We start from the raw sequence: 17,520 nt of genomic DNA, 5'->3' as shown, positions 1-17,520 counted from the left end.
GCCCCGGCCGGCGCGCAGGGTTCCGGACAGGTTCGACGGCGGCCCGCCTCACCGGGCGGAGCGGCCCGGCGCCGCCACGCCCGCCGCGTCGTCCTGCACGACGGCGTCACCCGCCAGCATCGACCGGCCGCCTGTCCGCACCTGGGCCAGCAGCCCGCCGGCAGTGAGGACGGCACGCTCGGCAGGCGAGAAGTCGAGCCCCAGCACCAGCTCCTTGTCACCGTCCACCTGGGCGGCGACGGAAGTTGCGCCGGACGCCAAGGCGTCAGCAAGCCCTTCGATCACCCACCGCTGCCCCGTTGAACCCTGCGCATCGGCGGGGAGGACCAGCGGCACGATCCCGGCCGCGATCAGGTTGCGGCGGTGGATCCGGGCGTAGCTGCGGGCAGCGACCACCCGGACGCCCAGGTACAGCGGGATCAACGCGGCATGCTCCCGCGACGACCCCTGCCCGTAGTTTTCCCCGCCCACGATGATCCCGCCGCTCCATTCGATCGCGCGGTCGTGGAAGCCGGGGTCCAGGCGGCGGAACATGAACCGTGCGCAGACGGCGATGTTGGACCACACCGACATGGCGATCGCACCGTCCGGAGCCATGTCACCGGTGGAGATGTCATCCCCGACGGCGATCAGCACCCGGGCGTCCAGGTCAGCCGGCATCGGGGTGGGCTGCGGAGGCGGAACCAGGTTGCTGCCCCGCTCAATCCCGATAGCGCGGCGCGTCTCCAACGGCAGGACGCCGGCGATGTGCAGGTCGTGGACTTCCGGGTGCGGAGGGGTGGCAGGGCGGAGCTCGCCGCGGCTGACCGTGGAGGCGTCCACGATTGCGCCTTCCAGCGCGCTGGCGGCCGCGGTCGACGGCGAACACAGGTACACCGCGTCCTCTGCCGTGCCGCTGCGGCCGGGGAAGTTGCGGTTGAACGTGCGCAGCGACGGCGCACCCGCGGTGGGTGCCTGGCCGATGCCCACGCATGGGCCGCACACCGGCTCAAGCATCCGCGCCCCGGCCTGCATCAGGTCCTCATAGACCCCGGAGGCGATGATCGTCTGCAGGATCTGCCGCGATCCCGGCGTCACCGTGAGCTGGACGGACGGATGGACGGTGTGCCCCTTGAGGATGGCCGCCACGGTCGCCAGGTCCTCGTAGGAACTGTTCACGGAGGAACCGACGCAGACCTGCACCACCTCGGTGCGCGGCAGCTCGGAGACCGGACGGACGTTGCCCGGCGAATGCGGAAGCGCCACGAGCGGAACGAGGGCCGAGAGATCAAGCCGCTCGTCATCGTCGTACATTGCTCCGGCGTCCGCGGCCAGGGGGACGAACTGGTCCCCGCGACGCTGGGCCCTGAGCCAGGCGAGGGTCTGGTCATCGGAGGGGAAGATGGCCGTGGCGGCACCGGTTTCGATGATCATGTTGCAGATGGTGGCGCGCGCGGAGACGGACAGGGACGCCACGCCCTCGCCGTAAAACTCGAACACCTTCCCCCGGCCGCCGCGCACGCCGTGGCGGCGCAGCAGCTCCAGCACCACGTCCTTGGCCTCGGCATTGGGCCCCAGCGTGCCCGTCAGTTCAACGCCCACGACGGCGGGGCACACAAAGTCGAAGCCGTAGCCCGCCATCGCCACGGCCACCTCCAGCCCGCCGGCGCCGAGGGCAAACATGCCCAGGGCACCCGCCGTCGAGGTGTGGGAATCCGCGCCCACCAAAACCTGCCCCGGACGGGAGAAGTGCTCCAGATGGATGTAGTGGGAAATGCCGTGGCCGGCGGGGGAGTAGCGCAGCCCGTAGCGGGCGGAGAAGGTGCGCAGGTAGTGGTGGTCCTGCATGTTCTTGTCGTCGATCTGCAGGACGTTGTGGTCCACATACATGACCGCCAGCGGCACCGCGATGGAATCCGCGCCGAGCATCTCGAACTGCATGGCGGTCATGGTTCCGGTGGCGTCCTCAATGAGGATCTGGTCCACAGCGATGGTGATGTCGGCGCCGGGGGTCAACTCGCCGGCGGCAAGGTGGCTGGCCAGGATCTTGTGAGTCAGTGTCTCGGGCATCGCGCGTGGTCTCCTCAATGCGCTCTAACGGACGCAGGCACGCCATCCGGTGCGGATGGCGTGCCTGGCAGTTGGGGCTACTTTACGAAGTCGTTGGTGTAGGTGTCCCCAAGCTTGATGTCCTTGTCCCCGACCTCCGGGTTGGCCACCCGCTGGGTCTCCAGTACGGCCTTGACGCCGTCCTCGGTAAAGGATCCGTCCTTGCTGAGAGTCTTCTTCAGGTCCTCAATGACCTTGGCGTAGAGTTCCTTGTCCCCGCCGGCGAACTTCTCCGGCATTTCGGCGGCGATCTCCTGGCCGGAATGGCTGTTGATGAACTCCAGCGTGCGCTTGATCGCCTTGGCAAGCTTGCCCGCGGTGTCCTTGTTCTGGTCCAGCCAGTCGGTCTTGGCGTAGAGGGAGGCGGACGGCCATGCGTCGGTGTCGAAGACTTCCTTCAGGCCTTCCTCGGTCCGGACGTCTTCCAGGATGACCGGGGCGTGGCCGATCCGCTTGGCGAGCACCGAGATGTCCGGCTCAAGCATTACCGCGGCGTCCACCTGGTTCTGCTCCATGGCCGCCACTGCGGAGGATCCGGCGCCGATGGCCGATACTGCGGCATCGGTCTGCTGCATGCCGTTCTTCGCCAGCAGGAACTTGATGAACATGTCAGTGGACGACCCCGGTGAGGTCACGCCGACGTTCTTGCCCTTGAGGTCCGCGATGGACTTGATCTGGCCCTCGTTCTTGGGCGCCACCAGGAGGGCGAGTCCCGAGGACCGGCCCATGTCCACGAACGCCTTGATGGGCTGGTTCTTTGCCTGCATCTGGATGGTGTGTTCGTAGTAGCCGCTGGTGACCTGCGTGCTGCCGCCGATCATCGCGGTGAGCGCCTTCGAGCCGCCCTGCAGGTCCTGCAGTTCGACGTTCACGCCCTCATCTTTGTAGTAGCCCAGTTCCTGGGCCAGCGTGGTGGGAAGGTAGGTCAGGAGTGTCTGGCCCCCGACGCCGATGATCACCTTGGAGCCGTCCCCGCCGCCGGCGGCACCGGTGCCGCCCTGGCCGGGCGGTGCCGACGCGGGGGCGCCGCAGGCGGAGAGGGCGAGGGTGAGGGAGGCGAGGACGGTCAGCGGGCGGAAGAGGCCCCGGCGCCGGTGCCGGGTTTCGTTCGAAGTCATGGGGATTCCCTTTCAGGAGATGTGTTGGGTTACGAGGAGCGGACCGGGCGCCACCTGAGGAGGTGACGTTCGAGGCGGTTGACGAGGAGGTCGATGATGAGGACCACGAACATCAGGATGAACATGCCGGCAAAGACGCCCTTGGTATCGAAGACACCCTGGGCCTGGGCGATCGCGTAGCCCACGCCCGCGGAAGCTCCGAGGTATTCACCCACCACCGCGCCGGTGATGGCGAAACCCACACTGATGTGCAGGCTGGAGAAGATCCAGGTCAGGGCGCTGGGGATGAACACGTGGCGGAGGAGCTGCTTCTCGTTGGCTCCGAGCATTTTGGCGTTGTCCACGAGGACCCGGTCCACGCTCTTCACGCCCTCAAGGGTGTTGAAAAAGACGATAAAGAACACCAGGGTGAAGCCGAAGGCCACCTTGGACCAGATGCCCAGGCCGAACCACAGCAGGAAGATCGGTGCCAGCACCACGCGGGGAAGGGCGTTGAACATCTGCAGGAACGGGTCCAGGAGCCGCTCCAGGAAACGGACCCTCGCCAGGAGGAAGCCCAGCACCAGGCCGGCCGCGGCGCCCGTGAGGAAGGCGAGGACCGATTCCTGCAGGGTGATCCACAGGTGCGGGAAGACGAAGCCGCTGGAGATCCACAGCCATACCGTCATCAGGATGTCGGAGGGGAGGGGGAAGAAGAACGGGTCGATGACGCCGACGCGTCCCAGCAGCTCCCATGCGCCAAGGACGACGGCGGCGAGGGCCAGCTGCCCCATCCGGATGGAGAAGTTCGAGGCTTCGGGCCGCTTGCGCTTGGGCCGCTGGGCCACCGCCGGATCCCGGTCCTTCCGGAGGGGAAAGCGTTGTGTGTTCTTGGAAGCTGGTGCCACTGTCATGCTGCGTCGCTCTCTTCCTCTTCCCGAGCTGATTCATAGGTTTTGGATACCTCGACTTTGAGGCGTCCCCAGATTTCCCTGTGGAGCTCGACGAACTTGGGATCGTCCCGGATGTCCAGAAGGTCGCGGGGGCGGGGGATGTCGATCTCGTAGCTGCCGACGACGGTGCTGCCGGGTCCGGCACCGAGGATGACCACCTCGTCGGACAGGGCAATGGCCTCGTCCAGGTCGTGGGTAATGAAGACGACGGCCTTGTCCGACTCCTGCCAGAGCTGGAGGAGTTCGTTCTCCATGATCTGCCGGGTCTGGACGTCCAGCGCGGAGAACGGCTCGTCCATCAGCAGGATGTCCGGATTTACGATCCAGGCCTGGGCGACGGCCGTGCGCTTGCGCATGCCGCCGGAGAGTTGGTGCGGGTAGCGGTCAGCGAAGTTCTTCAACCCCACCTTTTCCAGCCAGCGGCGGGACTCGTCGTAGGCCTCGGCCTTGGAAACCCCGGCCATGGTGAGCCCGAGGCTGACGTTGTCGATCACCGACTTCCAGGGCAGCAGGGCGTCCTGCTGGAACATGTAGGAGGCGCGGCGGTTCACCCCCTGGACGGGATCGCCGAAGCTGTGGACGGTTCCTTCGGACGGATTCAGGAGTCCGGCTGCCATGTTGAGGATGGTGGACTTGCCTGATCCCGTCGGCCCGACGATGGAGACAAAGCGCCCGGGCTCCACTTTGAGGTCGATGTCCCGCACAGCGAAGTACGAGCCACCACCGGGCGTTGCAAACTCCTTGGTGCATCTGTTGAGCTCGACCGCGTAATCCGAAGACTTAGGCTGAAAGGGGTGCGTCATTGCTGTTCTCCCGCTAACCACATTGTGAGTCGTTGGTCATATAGTGGGCACAAGGCTAACAGTAACGTCTGTCACACTACAAGGGGTGGCCAATAGGGGCCCTCCCGTTTCGCGAGAAGAAGGAATCCGGAATCAATCCATGAGCGCAACCGAAAATGCGGCCCCGCTGCTGGTGCTGAAGAAGATCACGGCCATCCTGGACGCCTTCTCGCTGGCGCGGCCTGAGATGAGCCTCGCCGAAATGCGGGCCGAGACGGGGTTGCCGCACTCCACGGTGCAGCGGCTTGTCACCAACCTGGTGCATGAGGGAATGCTGGACCGGCGCGGTGACCACTTCCGGATCGGGTTGCGGATGACCCACTGGGCGGCCCCCGCCCGGCAGGGCCTCGACTTCCTCGAACTGCTCACGCCCGTCATTCGGCGGCTGCGCGATGAATTGGGCGAAACAGTCTGCATCTTTCGGGAGTCCCGGGGCAGCAGGGTCTGCATCGCGGTGGCCGAGACCCGGCGGGTCCTTCGCCGGGCGGTGGAGGTGGGCGACATCATGCCGCTCCACGCCGGCTCCGCGGGCCGGGTACTGCTCGCCTGGAATACGGACCTGGCGGAGAAAGTGTACGGCTCGGGCCTGCAGTCCATGACGGACCGCACCATCACCGACGCGGCAAACCTCGATGCCGCGGTGGCCAAGACCCGGGCGGACGGTTTTGCCATCACTACCGGGGAGCGGGTATCCGGGGCCAGTGGCCTGTCCGCTCCGATCTTCGGACCCCAGGCTGAGCTCTACGGTGCACTCACTGTCATGGGGCCCACCATGCGGATGCCCTACGACGTGTGCGCTTCCTGGATCGAGCCTGTCATCGCCGCAGCCGCCGAAGGCACCCGGCTGATCGGCGGAAGCCTTCCTTCCGAAGAAATGTCCGTATCGTGATTTTCTGTTCACAATATGACGAGGTGCAGGCATACTGGTTCCTGTAGGACGGTGCTCGACCGACCCTCCGGGCGTGTTCGGCGCCCACGGGTCCGCATCAGGAATCAGGAGTTGAGATTTGATGAAGGTTTTCGAAACCGGCACAGCTGAACGGGACAAGGGCGCCGCCAACGGGGACCGGCCCGGGACCGTCGCCGACACGTCGTCGGCCCCTGCAGGCGCGACCCAGGCTGCCGGCGATGCTGCCGGACCCCTGTCCGGGGTGCGCGTCCTCGAACTTGGATCCCTGATCGCCGGGCCGTTCGCAGGACGGCAGATGGCGGACTTCGGCGCCGAAGTCATCAAGGTCGAAAGCCCGAACCGGCCGGATCCCATGCGCGAGTGGGGCCGGGCACGGGTTAACGACCACACGCTGTGGTGGTCGGTCCAGTCCCGCGGCAAGAAGTGCGTCACCATGGACCTGAAGGCTCCCCGCGGCCGGGAGCTCTTCCTTGAGCTCTGCAAGGAAACCGACGTCATCCTTGAGAACTTCCGCCCGGGCACCATGGAAAAACTTGGCCTCGGCCCGGAAGAGCTGTGGAAGGTCAATCCCGGCCTCATCATTGCCCGGGTCTCCGGGTACGGACAAACCGGTCCGGAAGCGTCAAAGCCCGGCTATGCCTCCGTTGCGGAGGCGCGGAGCGGACTGCGGCACCTTAACGGCTACCCCGACCAGCCACCACCCCGCACCGGTATCTCCCTGGGGGACAGCCTCGGCTCGCTGTATGCCCTGCAGGGGATCCTGCTGGCACTGTACTGGCGGGACGCGCGCGGGGGGACCGGCCAAGTGGTCGACGTGTCACTTGTTGAGGCGTGCTTTTCACTGCTCGAGAGCGCCGTGCCGGACTATGCCGCTACTGGCATTGTCCCGGGACCCAGCGGTTCGGGACTGAAGGGGATCGCGCCGTCGAACATCTTCCGGTCCAGCGACGGCAAGTGGGTGGTCATCGCGGCCAACCAGGACTCGGTCTTCGTTCGCCTGGGCAACGCGATGGGCATGCCCGGTCTGGCGGCGGATCCGAAATACCGCGACCATGCGCAGCGGGGCCACAACCAGGAGGAACTCGAAGGCCTCATCGCCGACTGGGCGGGGCACTACACCGCCGGGGAGCTGGTCAGCCTGCTCGACGGACACGGTGTTCCAAACAGCACCGTGAGCACTGTGGAAGACATCTTCGAGGACCCGCAGCTCAAGGCCCGGGACATGCTCGTGGAAGTGCCGGACGACGAGTTGGGAGCCGTGGTCCAGCCGGGAATCGTCCCCAAGCTCACGCGCTCCGCCGGCCGGATCGGCTGGAACGGGCCGCTGGTGCACGGCTCCCACAACGCCGATGTGTACCAGGGCCTCCTGAACCTCACCGATGAAGACGTGCAGAAAGCGCACAGCGAAGGAGCAATCTGATGGCGTTTGCCCAGGAAACCAGGCCGGTCTCGATCGTGGACGTCAGCCCGCGGGACGGCCTGCAAAACGAGAAAACCCCCGTCAGCACCGAAGACAAGGTCCGGCTGATCGAAGAGCTGATCACGATGGGAGCCAAGCGGATCGAAGCCGTCAGCTTCGTGAATCCCAAGGCAGTTCCTCAGATGGCCGACGCCGACGCTGTGATGGCGGCCGTCCCGCGCACCGACGCGGTCAGCTACATCGGCCTGGTGCTGAACACCCGTGGCGCCCACCGGGCCGTCGACGCGGGGGTGGACGAGATGAACTATGTGCTCCCGGTGACCGACGCGTTCGCCACCGCCAACCAGAACACCACCGTAGCCGCGGCGCTCGCTGCCCTTGAGGAGGTGTCGGCGATCGCTGCTTCGGCATCCATCCCGCTCAGCGTCACCGCCGCCGTCGCTTTCGGCTGCCCCTACCAGGGCGACGTCCCGCTCGAACAGACCCTCGACGTCGTCCGCAGTGCAATCAGTCGCGCGAACCTTGCGGAGGTGGCGTTGGCGGATACGATCGGCTGCGCGGTGCCGTGGCAGGTGGGCGAGGCTTTCGCCAGGCTGCGCGGGGAGACCGGCCTCCAGTTGAGGGCACACCTTCACGAGACCCGGCACACCGCGCTGGCCAACACCTATGCGGCGATGGCGGCGGGCGTCGATGTGTTCGACAGCAGCGTCGGGGGCCTCGGCGGATGCCCATTTGCTCCGGGGGCAGCGGGAAACATCTCCACTGAGGACCTTGCGTGGATGCTGGGGCGTGCCGGATTCGACACCGGCATCGACCTGCAGAAGGCAACGGAACTGGGCCGCTGGATTTGCGGCAAGGTCGGGACGGCTCCGCGTTCGGGGCTGGCAGGGGCAGGTGCGTTTCCCGCGGCGGCGTAACGCCGCCCGGGCCCGCCGCCGTCGACCCTCTGACCCTTAGGCTGGCAGTATGCGTAGTGATTTCAGCCCCTCGACTGCGTCCGCCCGTGATTTCTACCGGCTGCTGACCGCGTTGGTGGTGCCCAGGCCCATCGCCTGGGTTTCCAGTGTTTCGCCGGACGGTGTGGACAACCTCGCGCCGCACTCGTTCTTCACGGTCGCGTCCACGAATCCGCCCATTGTGCAGTTCACGTCGGTGGGGGAGAAGGATTCGCTCCGCAACATCACGGCGACCGGGGAGTTCGTGGTCAACCTCGCCCCGGCCCGCCTTCTCGAAGAGATCAACGCGACCGGCACCAATTTCCCGCCCGACGTCAGCGAGTTCGACGCCGCCGGGCTGACCCGCGAGCCCAGCGCCACCGTGCGCGCGCCCAGGGTCAAGGAATCACCCGCGGTGCTCGAGTGCCGGCTTCATTCGGTGCTGCTGATCGGGGATTCCACCCTGGTGTTTGGCGAGGTGACCCATGCTGCCGTAAGCAGTGCGGTGCTGGACGGCAGCCACCCGCGCATTGACATGCTGGAGCCGCTTGCCCGGCTGGGCCTTGACGAGTGGGGCACCTTAGGCGACATCCAGGACCTTGACCGGATCCGGCTCAAGGACTGGCCCGGCCATTTCCGGCCGGGAAGCTAGGCGCGCCAGCCCCAGCGTCAAGATGGACCAACCGATCCGGGTCCCGTCCTAGGACTGGAACTGCTGCATCACCGAGAGGTGTCCGGCGCGCGCGGAGATGAGGCACTTGGCCAGGTAAAAGGGCCGGTTGGCGTGCCGGACGTACTGGGTGAGGACCAGCACCGGATCGGACGGGCGCAGGTCCAGCAACTTCGCGCGGCTGCTGCCCACCTGGCTGAAGCTGATTTGGCACTCGCCTGGGCCGGCCAACCTGCCCAGCTGGTTGTTGAGGGTGGCTAGCAAGGTAGCGCCGCCGTCGTCCTGTATCTCCAGGGGTGCTGCGGCGCCCTTGCCGAATCTGACCGGCTGGGCGGTGACGTTCTCCTGCAGGTGCGCGATAGCCTCACCGTCCCGAATGAGGACGGATTCCCAGAGCCAGCAGTCCGTGCCGGGCTCGACGCCGATGCCGGGGGCGACGAACTCGGACGCGGCCTGGCAGACCACCTGCGTGCGTTTGACCTCGAGCGTCTGGCCGGGGCCGGCGAGGACTTCCTCGAACGGGCGGATGCGCTCGATGCCGATGCGGGGGAGGGTGTCCGAGACGAAGCGTCCGACGCCGCGGCGCGCCCTGATGAGGCCGTCCTCCTCGAGCAGCATGAGCGCTTCGCGGACCACGGTGCGGCTGACTTTCATGTCCATGCCGAGTTCGGTTTCGGTGGGGATCATGGAGCTGGGGGTGAGCAGGCCGTTGCGGATGGCTTCGGCGATACGCGAGTACACGGCTACGCGGAGGGGCGCGCCGGGCTGGGCGGCCACCGGCTGGGACAGGAACCGGGCGGCGTCCTGGTGCACGTTTAGCCTCGCTCTTAGGTTGGTTTCTCCGGGGATTTCAGCCTAGAACACGTTGCACCTGTTTGTTGGACAAGTGGAATGGGTGGCGCCACCGTCCTTCCCCTTCCTTCGGGCCGGAGCGCGGTTGTAGTGTCATGGCGTGATCGTGCCCGATATTTCCCAGGACGCCGTGGCGGTGGCGGATCACTATGATGATCTCGATCCCATCTATCGCCGCGTCTGGGGCGATCATGTCCATCACGGGCTGTGGGTCACGGGTCGGGAGACTCCCAGCGAAGCCGTCGAGGCCTTGGTTGACACCGTCGGCGACCGGCTGGGTCTCATGCCCGGCCAGGAGTGCGCGGACATTGGCTGTGGCTACGGCTCCACGGCAAGGCGGCTCGCCAGGACTCACGGGGTCCACGTCGCTGGCTTCACGCTTTCCACTGAGCAGGCCCGCTATGCAGCCGAACGTCCGGTACCAGGCGTGGACATCCGGGTCCGCGACTGGCTGGTCAACGGCCTGGCCGATGCGTCGGTTGATGCGGCATGGGCCATTGAGTCGAGCGAGCACATGGTGGACAAGCCCAGGTTCTTTGCTGAGGCGCACCGCGTGCTCACGCCCGGCGGACGTTTGGTCGTGTGTGCTTGGCTTGCCGGGACCGGTGCCAGCGGCTGGAAGGTCCGTCACCTGCTCGAACCGATCTGCCGCGAAGGCCGCCTGCCCTCGATGGGCACGCGCGAGGAGTACGAGGCGATGGCCAAGGCGGCGGGCTTTGCGGTCGCCGGTTATGAGGATGTAAGCCGGCAAGTTCCCCGGACATGGATGATCTGCGCCGGCCGGCTGCTGAAGGCCGTGCTCGTCGATCCGGAGATCCGCCGCCTCGCCCTTGGCGCAGGCAATCGCGGCGCCATTTTCAGCATTCCCCGCCTGATCCTGGCCTACCGCACCGGTGCGATGCACTACGGGATCTTCACGCTGGCGAAGGCTGCAGAGACCGCCGGCGCTCACCCACGCTGATGGAGGACGACGGCGGCAGGCCGTCATGCCGTCGTCGTTCCTTCCGGGGCTCCTCCTTCGCCGCGCTGCTCCCGCGTGAAGCGGCGTACCGGTCCCCACCGGACATGGCAACTGGTGGTGTGAACGCCACCTTCCGGGCCCGGCCTGGCGAATAGACGTACGTCACCACCAGGTGCAAGGGTGGTCGGATGGATTCCGACATCAATTTCTACTTTGACCCCGTCTGCCCCTTCGCCTGGATGACCAGCAAATGGGTGCGGCAGGTGCAGGCGCAGCGCGACTACACGGTGGACTGGCGGTTCATCTCGCTGCGGCTGATCAACTCCAATGTGGACTACGACGCGCAGTTCCCGCCGGAGTACGAGGCCGGGCACACCGCCGGGCTCCGGCTTCTGCGGGTGGCGGCCCGGGCGCGCGCGGAGCACGGCCGCGAGTCGATAGCCAGGCTCTATGAGGCGTTCGGCAAACACATCTTCGAAACCGCACCGGACTCGGCCGAACAGCGCACCGAGGGCGAAGTCCGTGAGCGGCGGGGGACACGTGAGTTCGTGGAGCCCATCCTCGCCGACGCAGGCTTGCCCCTGGCGCTGGCGGACGCTCTCGACGACGAGTCCTGGGACCGCGAGATCCGCCAGGAGACGGATGAGGCACTGGCACTGACGGGCAAGGATGTCGGCACGCCCATCATCCACTTTGAGCCGCCCGCGGGTGTGGCCTTTTTCGGTCCGGTGATCAGCCGTCTCCCGGACGATGATTCGGCCGCCGAACTGTGGGACCACGTGGTGGGGTTGGCACGCTTCCCCGGTTTTGCCGAACTCAAGCGGAGCCTGCGCGAGCAGCCACAGCTTGCTGCCTTCGGAGTCGAGGCCGATATGGTCGGTCAGCAGGAGGACTGGCACGGCGGCAGCCGGCGGCAGAAGAAATGACGTCAGTAGAGGATGGATCGATGAAGACAAGCACCCGCAAACACCTGGAATCCGTCACAGTCCAGGCTTCAGTGGAGAAGCTCTACGACTTGGTCTCTGACATCACCCGCACCGGCGAATGGAGCCCGGTCTGCACGTCGTGTTGGTGGGATGACGAGGCCACCGTCGGCGGCCAGCCCGGCGCCTGGTTCACAGGCCGCAATGAGCTCCCGCACCGGACCTGGGAGACCCGGTCGCAGGTGGTGGCTGCCGAGCGCGGCCGCGAGTTCGCCTGGGTGGTGGGTGGCCGCTTTGTCCGGTGGGGCTTCATCCTGACCCCGGCAGATAACGGGACGACGCTGACCGAGACATGGGAATTCCTGCCGGAAGGGATCGCCATGTTCGGCGAGAAGTACGGCGATGAGGCAGACGCCCAGATCGCCGAGCGCACCCAGCAGGCCCTCGACGGCATCCCGAAGACGCTCGCAGCGATCAAGCGGATCGCCGAATCTGTCGATGCCAACGGGGACGTGGGAGCCTAGACGAGCAGCCGCCGTCGTCCCCGCAAGCCCCGGCCGCAGCCTTCTCCCCTGCGGGACCTTCTGCCCTGCCCGGAATATGGTGCACCTGCATAGACTGCCGGGTACCCAACACGGGAGGTGGCGATGATTGATGGTGCGGGTGCGCGGCTTCGGGGCTATCCCGTCGAGAGTGGCGTCGCATCGAACCAGCGCGACCGCCGACGAGGCGGCTGACCTCCCGGGGGACGAAATTATTCCGCAACCCACCACAATCTGGAATCGCGGGATCACCATCGAGGCGACTCCATCGGAGATCTGGCCATGGCTTGTACAGATGGGATACGGGCGGGCCGGGTTCTATGTGCCGGAGTGGGTCGACCGGCTGTTCTGGCGGGTCCCAGCGGCAAACAGCAGCATGGTTCTGCCTCAATTCCAGCACGTTGGCGTCGGCGATGTCATAGCCGACGGGCCTGGCTTCATGGCCTACTGGCGGGTGAAGATCGTTGATCCCGGGCAGGCGCTGGTCTACTGGACGCGGCGACACCCGTGGCGGGGCGTGCCGGTGGACCCGACTGACGCCGCTGCGCTGCAGAAAAGGGAGGACTCCCTCGAAGCTGGCGGGACTTATGCCGAGTGCTCGTGGGGTTTCTACCTGAGCCCGCAAGGACCTCATCGCACCCGCCTGCTTATCAGAACCAGGGCGGTCAGCTCGCCTGCCTGGTTGCGCCGGATGCCGTACGGGCTGGTCGACGCCTATCTGAGCCACGCCGAACTGAAGAACATCAAACGGCGTGTCGAACAGACTGGGGGACCCGCCAGCTTTACCCCTGCGCCTGGACAAGCCGGCACTTTGATGAACGCGGAACAACCATCTCCCGGCGGCCCCAGAACTCTCCGGGTTGCAGCCATCCAGACACCTGCCGCCGAGAGCGTCCGGGCCGGGCTGGAGCACGCTGCCCCCTGGGTGGAGCAGGCAGCGGCTCAAGGCGCCCAACTCGTCCTGCTGCCTGAATTGATGGCGACGCACTATCTCTTCACTTCCGAAATGTGGGATTCGGCCGAGCCGGCCCAGGGCCAGACCGTCCAATGGCTCCGCCACAATGCCCGCCGCTTCGGAATCTGGCTGGGGACAAGCTACCTGGAGGCCTCGGGCGAGGACTTCTTCAACACTTTCGTGCTCGCCAGTCCGGACGGAGGCGAGGCCGGCCGCGTCCGCAAACAGACCCCTGCAATGTACGAGCCCTGCTTCTTCCGTGGTGAACCGGGTCCCCATGTCATCAGCACTGACATGGGCAGGATCGGAGTGGGAGTCTGCAATGACAACCACCGCTCATACCTGCCGTCCTTGCTCCAGCGTGGCGGCGCGGACCTGGTGCTGATGCCGCACTGCTGGCCCTTGCCGGTCCGACCCAAGGGAGTGGTGAGCGATCGAAACCTTCGCCGCTGGCACCAGATCCAGACTGGTCTGGCGCCTCTTTACGCAAGGCTGCTGGGGGTTCCGGTGGTCTTCGTCAACAAAGTCGGTTTCTACGCCTCACCAGCACCTGTCCGCTGGCTGCCCGCCGCCACCGGCATGGCCTTCCCGGGCCATGGGACCATAGCGGACTCAGACGGCAGCATCGTGGCACAGGCCTCCAATGAGGAAGGGGTCATTTCTGCGACAGTTACGTTGGACCCCAGCCGCAAGCGGACTGCAAAGCCGGGCACCTTCGGCCGGTTTGTCTACCCGGCCGGTCCGGCCGGCGCCCTCACCCTCCTTCCCGCATGGCTGTTCGGGCGGGTGTACGCGCACAGTAAAGAGCGACGCCAGCGGGCGCACACGATATCAGCTGGGAGCCACTCATGACACCCGTGACCACCCGCACCCACATCGCAGCGGCGACCGCCGCCGTCGTGGGCTCCGCCGCATGGGCCGCCCGGGGATACCGGCGGGACGCCACGGTTGCCCAGAACCGCTTGTCGGCGGTTCCACGCCACTACGCCGGCACCCCCTTCGGGACCGTGGAGTACGCCGAGTCCGGTGCCGGCGACCCGATCCTCGTCAGCCACGGGATCTTCCACGGCTGCGACGGCGGCCTGCTCTCCGTCCGCTCGATCCTGCACGGCCGCCGGATCATCGCGCCGTCACGCTTCGGCTATCTCGGCTCCGAACTTCCGGCCGGCGCGACTCCACGGGACCAGGCCGACGCCTTCGCCGCACTGCTTGACCACCTCAGTCTCTCCCAGGTGGACATCATCGGTATCTCCGCCGGTACCACCGCTGCGCTTGAGTTCGCCCTGCGCTATCCGGACCGGACGAAGCACCTGATCGTTCTGTCCGGCAGTTTCCCCGGCGACCCGACGGCGGCCGCCCCACCGGCGTGGGCGAAGCTGTTCTACCGAGACCTGCCGCTGTGGGTGATGAAGAAGGCCGCGCCAGCACGGTTCGCCCACCTGATGGGGGTTCCCGCGGGATTCCCGAAGACGCCCGAGCAGGCGCAGGAGATGGACGAGATGATGGAGAGCATCTTCCCGGTGGGCCCGCGAACCCCAGGTGCCGTTTTCGACGCCTACGTTTCGAACCCCGCTGTCAACGGCCTGCCCATCGACAAGATCACCGTCCCGACGATCATCGTCCATGCCAAGGACGATCCGATGTGCGCGTTCGCCCCTGCCGAGGAGGCAGCCCACCGCATCCCCGGATGCGTCCTGGTGGCACAGGAGTCCGGCGGCCACCTGGGCCTCGGGCAGGCTGCTTTTACCCGCGCCGCGCTCGACGACTTCCTCCACGCGCCTGGTGGACCAAGGAACTGACCGGGCGACGAAGTCCACGTTCCCATGCGTCCGGGGACCGTAGTCAGCCAGCGGCCGCCGGATCGGCAGGTTTGGCGCGGCCCTGACTTTTGACCCTAGTTTCCGTCTGTCTGCAGGGCCATTACTGATCGGAGGAGCGGAATCTGCCGCCCCATTGATGCCCTGAGGGAGAAAGACCATGTTCGCCAGAATCAGCACCTACAAGACCGGCCCCGAGACCCGCAGGGACAACCCCAGCAACGACGTCGTGAACAGCGTGCTCCAGCTCCCGGGCTGCAGAGGCGTCTACTACCTGAACGGGAAGGAGACGGACCAAGCCCTGTCCATCACGCTCTGGGACACGGAGGACGCGATGGTGGCCAGCCGCCAAGCAGCCAGCAGGATCCGGGAGGAGAGCAGCCAGGCGGACAGGACCCAGATCGTCTCGGTCGAGGAATTCGAAGTCACCGCCAGCAGCCTTAAGGATTGAGCCGCCGTTTTCCGCGCTTGGGTCGACCCGCCGGGCAGGCGCGGGCCCAGGGAAACGGCATGCAACAATGGCGCCATGACTCACGAGCAGCTGCAATCCCTTGCGCCGGAACTGGACAGCGCCGACCTTCCCGCCTTCGAAGCCGCCTATCAGGCCGCGCAAAAGGGCCTGGCCGAAGGGGGCATCCCCATCGGCGCTGCTTTGGCGCGGGGCGGAGTGGTGATTGCGAGCGGACACAACGAACGTGTCCAGAACGCGGATCCCATTGCGCACGGGGAAATGTCCGCACTGCGCAGCGCCGGACGGCAGAGGAGCTACCGGAACACCACGCTCTACACCACCCTCGCCCCGTGTGCCATGTGCGCCGGAACCATCATCCAGTTCAAGATCCCCCGCGTGGTTGTGGGGGAGGCTAGGACCTTCGACGGCGAACTGGAGCTTCTGCGGTCACGCGGGGTTGAGGTGGTGGTGCTGGATGATCAGCGTTGCGTGGACATGATGCACACGTTTCAGACTGACAAGCCGGAGCTGTGGGCGGAGGACATCGCCGAGTAACCGCCGCGGCGAGCTCCGCGCCCGACTCTTCGTCCGCCGTCGGCATCCATCGCAGGGGACCGGCCAGATGACCTAAGCCGTTGGGTGACCTGCCGGTGCTGCTCAAACTGCCCCTGATACATTCGGGTCATGGAGACTGCGCTCAAGGACGCCACCGCGCTGGCCTCCGCAGTCCGCAGCGGTAAAGCCTCCGCCGAGGGCGTCATAGCGGAGTCCAGGTCACGGGCCGATGCAGCCCCCGCTCTGTGTGCTTTCATCCAGGAGGACTGGGACGGGGCTGCTGTTGCTGCGAAGGAGGTGGACCGCCGTCGCACCCGCGGGGAGGATCCCGGGCCGCTGGCCGGTGTTCCGCTCAGCGTCAAGGACGTCATCGCCGTGGCGGGTCTGCAGCTGACCGGCGGCAGCGCCGCGTACGCCGGAAACATCGCCTCCTTCACGGCACCGGCTGTGCACCGCCTGCAGGACGCCGGCGCCGTGGTAATCGGTAAAACAAACTGCCCGGAGTTCGCGTTCGGTGCTGTCACGGAGAGCGCCGTCGCGGGCCGGACGCTCAACCCACGCTTTCCCGGCGCGACGGCAGGAGGCTCCAGCGGGGGAGAAGCTGCCGCCCTCGCTGCCGGAATCTCGGCACTCGGGCTGGGCACCGACTACGGCGGGTCACTGCGGTGGCCGGCGCAGTGCGTGGGTATCACCGCCCTGCGGCCCACCCCGCACACAGTTCCGGACCTGGGCATCGTTCCGGGCGCGGGCGGCTGGTTCGGAGGCGGCAACCCGGCCCCGCCCGCTGCCCGCCTTCAGGCCGCCACTCAAGTCATTGGGCCGCTCGCACGTTCAGTGCGGGACCTGCGGATGGCGCTCGCAGTGCTTACGGTGACACCTCCCCGCGGTCTGGCCTCGCTCGACGGGGCGGTCCCGCACAACGTTGCCGTGGCCTGGAGTGACGGCTCGGCATTGGGGCCGGTGCGGCGTGAAGTGTCAGCGATGATGTCCCTGCTCGGGGAGCAGATCGCGCCGGAAGTCCGGACCTTGACGCACGTGCCCGATCTGTTTGCAGGATCTCTGGCCGCCTACAACCGGCTCCGGCCACTTGATCCGATGATTGACCATGCCGCAGCTGTCGCGGGTCGTGAGCACCTCGTCCTCCCTGCGAACCTCGACGCCATTCATCGCTCTATGCGAAGCGACACCCGGAACCTCGAAGCGGCTGCTGCCGAATCCGGACAGGCGCGAATACGGGACCTGGCGGTCTTCGATGCCGCCGACATCGTCCTGCTGCCCGTGGCCGGAGGTCCTGCTTGCGACGTATACGGAAAGCTGGACATAGACGGCCGGTCCATCTTCGGCTGGGACATCATGGGGCAATGCAGGGCCGTGACCATGGTGGGCGCACCGGTTGTTTCCCTGCCCGTCGCGTTGTCATCCGAGGGCCTGCCCCTGTCCGTCCAGGTTGTCGCACGCCCGGGGGCGGACGGGCTGGCGCTGGACTTTGCCGAATGGCTGGAGGGCTTCACCCTGTAAGGCAGGTACGACGACGGCGGCGGGCAAGTCC

General features: G+C 66.6%; 17 protein-coding genes. 12 read left to right on the top strand and 5 right to left on the bottom strand.

Annotated features, from left to right (window positions below; all coding sequences use genetic code 11):
- Positions 1 to 48: 48 nt before the first annotated feature.
- From QF031_RS14850 to QF031_RS14835, 4 genes are all read right to left on the bottom strand, one after another.
- Positions 49 to 2,049 carry an aconitate hydratase gene (locus QF031_RS14850; RefSeq protein WP_307429661.1) on the bottom strand — a complete coding sequence of 667 codons (2,001 nt, stop codon included), beginning with the start codon at positions 2,047 to 2,049 and terminating at the stop codon, positions 49 to 51.
- Positions 2,050 to 2,126: 77 nt separating this feature from the next.
- Positions 2,127 to 3,206 (bottom strand): ABC transporter substrate-binding protein, encoded by a 1,080-nt coding sequence (locus tag QF031_RS14845; protein WP_307429658.1) that lies wholly within the window; start codon positions 3,204 to 3,206, stop codon positions 2,127 to 2,129.
- Positions 3,207 to 3,235: 29 nt separating this feature from the next.
- Entirely contained in the window at positions 3,236 to 4,099 is an 864-nt protein-coding gene (locus QF031_RS14840; protein ID WP_307429654.1) for an ABC transporter permease, read from the bottom strand.
- Positions 4,096 to 4,941 carry an ABC transporter ATP-binding protein gene (locus tag QF031_RS14835; protein WP_307429652.1) on the bottom strand — a complete coding sequence of 282 codons (846 nt, stop codon included), beginning with the start codon at positions 4,939 to 4,941 and terminating at the stop codon, positions 4,096 to 4,098. Before QF031_RS14835 ends, QF031_RS14840 begins: the two co-directional genes overlap by 4 nt.
- Before the next feature lie 139 nt (positions 4,942 to 5,080).
- On the opposite strand from QF031_RS14835, the gene QF031_RS14830 reads away from it, so the two are divergent.
- From QF031_RS14830 to QF031_RS14815, 4 genes are all read left to right on the top strand, one after another.
- Positions 5,081 to 5,869: an IclR family transcriptional regulator gene (locus QF031_RS14830; RefSeq protein WP_307429649.1), complete on the top strand. Its 789-nt coding sequence runs from the start codon at positions 5,081 to 5,083 to the stop codon at positions 5,867 to 5,869.
- A 121-nt stretch (positions 5,870 to 5,990) separates the two neighbouring features.
- Complete coding sequence (locus QF031_RS14825; protein WP_307429645.1) at positions 5,991 to 7,310, top strand: CaiB/BaiF CoA transferase family protein; 1,320 nt, start codon at positions 5,991 to 5,993, stop codon at positions 7,308 to 7,310.
- Complete coding sequence (locus tag QF031_RS14820; protein WP_307429642.1) at positions 7,310 to 8,227, top strand: hydroxymethylglutaryl-CoA lyase; 918 nt, start codon at positions 7,310 to 7,312, stop codon at positions 8,225 to 8,227. The genes QF031_RS14825 and QF031_RS14820 overlap by 1 nt, the downstream gene beginning before the upstream one ends.
- 49 nt (positions 8,228 to 8,276) lie before the next feature.
- A complete protein-coding gene (locus QF031_RS14815; RefSeq protein ID WP_307429639.1) occupies positions 8,277 to 8,897 on the top strand; it encodes a flavin reductase family protein in 621 nt (206 codons plus the stop codon).
- A gap of 48 nt (positions 8,898 to 8,945) precedes the next feature.
- Here the strand turns inward: QF031_RS14815 and QF031_RS14810 are convergent, their stop codons facing one another.
- Positions 8,946 to 9,728, bottom strand: a complete 783-nt coding sequence (locus QF031_RS14810; protein ID WP_307429636.1) for a GntR family transcriptional regulator — start codon at positions 9,726 to 9,728, stop codon at positions 8,946 to 8,948.
- Positions 9,729 to 9,867: 139 nt separating this feature from the next.
- Between QF031_RS14810 and QF031_RS14805 the strand changes: the two genes are divergently transcribed.
- From QF031_RS14805 to QF031_RS14770, 8 genes are all read left to right on the top strand, one after another.
- Positions 9,868 to 10,728 (top strand): class I SAM-dependent methyltransferase, encoded by an 861-nt coding sequence (locus QF031_RS14805; protein WP_307429634.1) that lies wholly within the window; start codon positions 9,868 to 9,870, stop codon positions 10,726 to 10,728.
- 188 nt (positions 10,729 to 10,916) lie between these two features.
- Entirely contained in the window at positions 10,917 to 11,654 is a 738-nt protein-coding gene (locus QF031_RS14800) for a mycothiol-dependent nitroreductase Rv2466c family protein (RefSeq protein ID WP_307429630.1), read from the top strand.
- Between the two features lie 20 nt (positions 11,655 to 11,674).
- Positions 11,675 to 12,175, top strand: coding sequence for an SRPBCC family protein (locus tag QF031_RS14795; protein WP_307429627.1), 501 nt, complete (start codon positions 11,675 to 11,677; stop codon positions 12,173 to 12,175).
- Between the two features lie 394 nt (positions 12,176 to 12,569).
- Positions 12,570 to 14,000 (top strand): carbon-nitrogen hydrolase family protein, encoded by a 1,431-nt coding sequence (locus QF031_RS14790; protein WP_307429624.1) that lies wholly within the window; start codon positions 12,570 to 12,572, stop codon positions 13,998 to 14,000.
- A complete protein-coding gene (locus QF031_RS14785; RefSeq protein WP_307429621.1) occupies positions 13,997 to 14,947 on the top strand; it encodes an alpha/beta fold hydrolase in 951 nt (316 codons plus the stop codon). Before QF031_RS14790 ends, QF031_RS14785 begins: the two co-directional genes overlap by 4 nt.
- 178 nt (positions 14,948 to 15,125) lie before the next feature.
- Complete coding sequence (locus tag QF031_RS14780) at positions 15,126 to 15,416, top strand: hypothetical protein (RefSeq protein WP_307429618.1); 291 nt, start codon at positions 15,126 to 15,128, stop codon at positions 15,414 to 15,416.
- Positions 15,417 to 15,491: 75 nt separating this feature from the next.
- Positions 15,492 to 15,971 carry a nucleoside deaminase gene (locus tag QF031_RS14775; protein WP_307429615.1) on the top strand — a complete coding sequence of 160 codons (480 nt, stop codon included), beginning with the start codon at positions 15,492 to 15,494 and terminating at the stop codon, positions 15,969 to 15,971.
- A gap of 129 nt (positions 15,972 to 16,100) precedes the next feature.
- Complete coding sequence (locus QF031_RS14770) at positions 16,101 to 17,489, top strand: amidase (protein ID WP_307429611.1); 1,389 nt, start codon at positions 16,101 to 16,103, stop codon at positions 17,487 to 17,489.
- Positions 17,490 to 17,520 lie beyond the last annotated feature (31 nt).

Source organism: Pseudarthrobacter defluvii (assembly GCF_030816725.1).
Taxonomy (GTDB): Bacteria; Actinomycetota; Actinomycetes; order Actinomycetales; family Micrococcaceae; genus Arthrobacter; species Arthrobacter defluvii_A.
The sequence above is the reverse complement of the archived record's forward strand: the minus strand, read 5'-3'. Positions and strand labels throughout refer to the sequence as shown.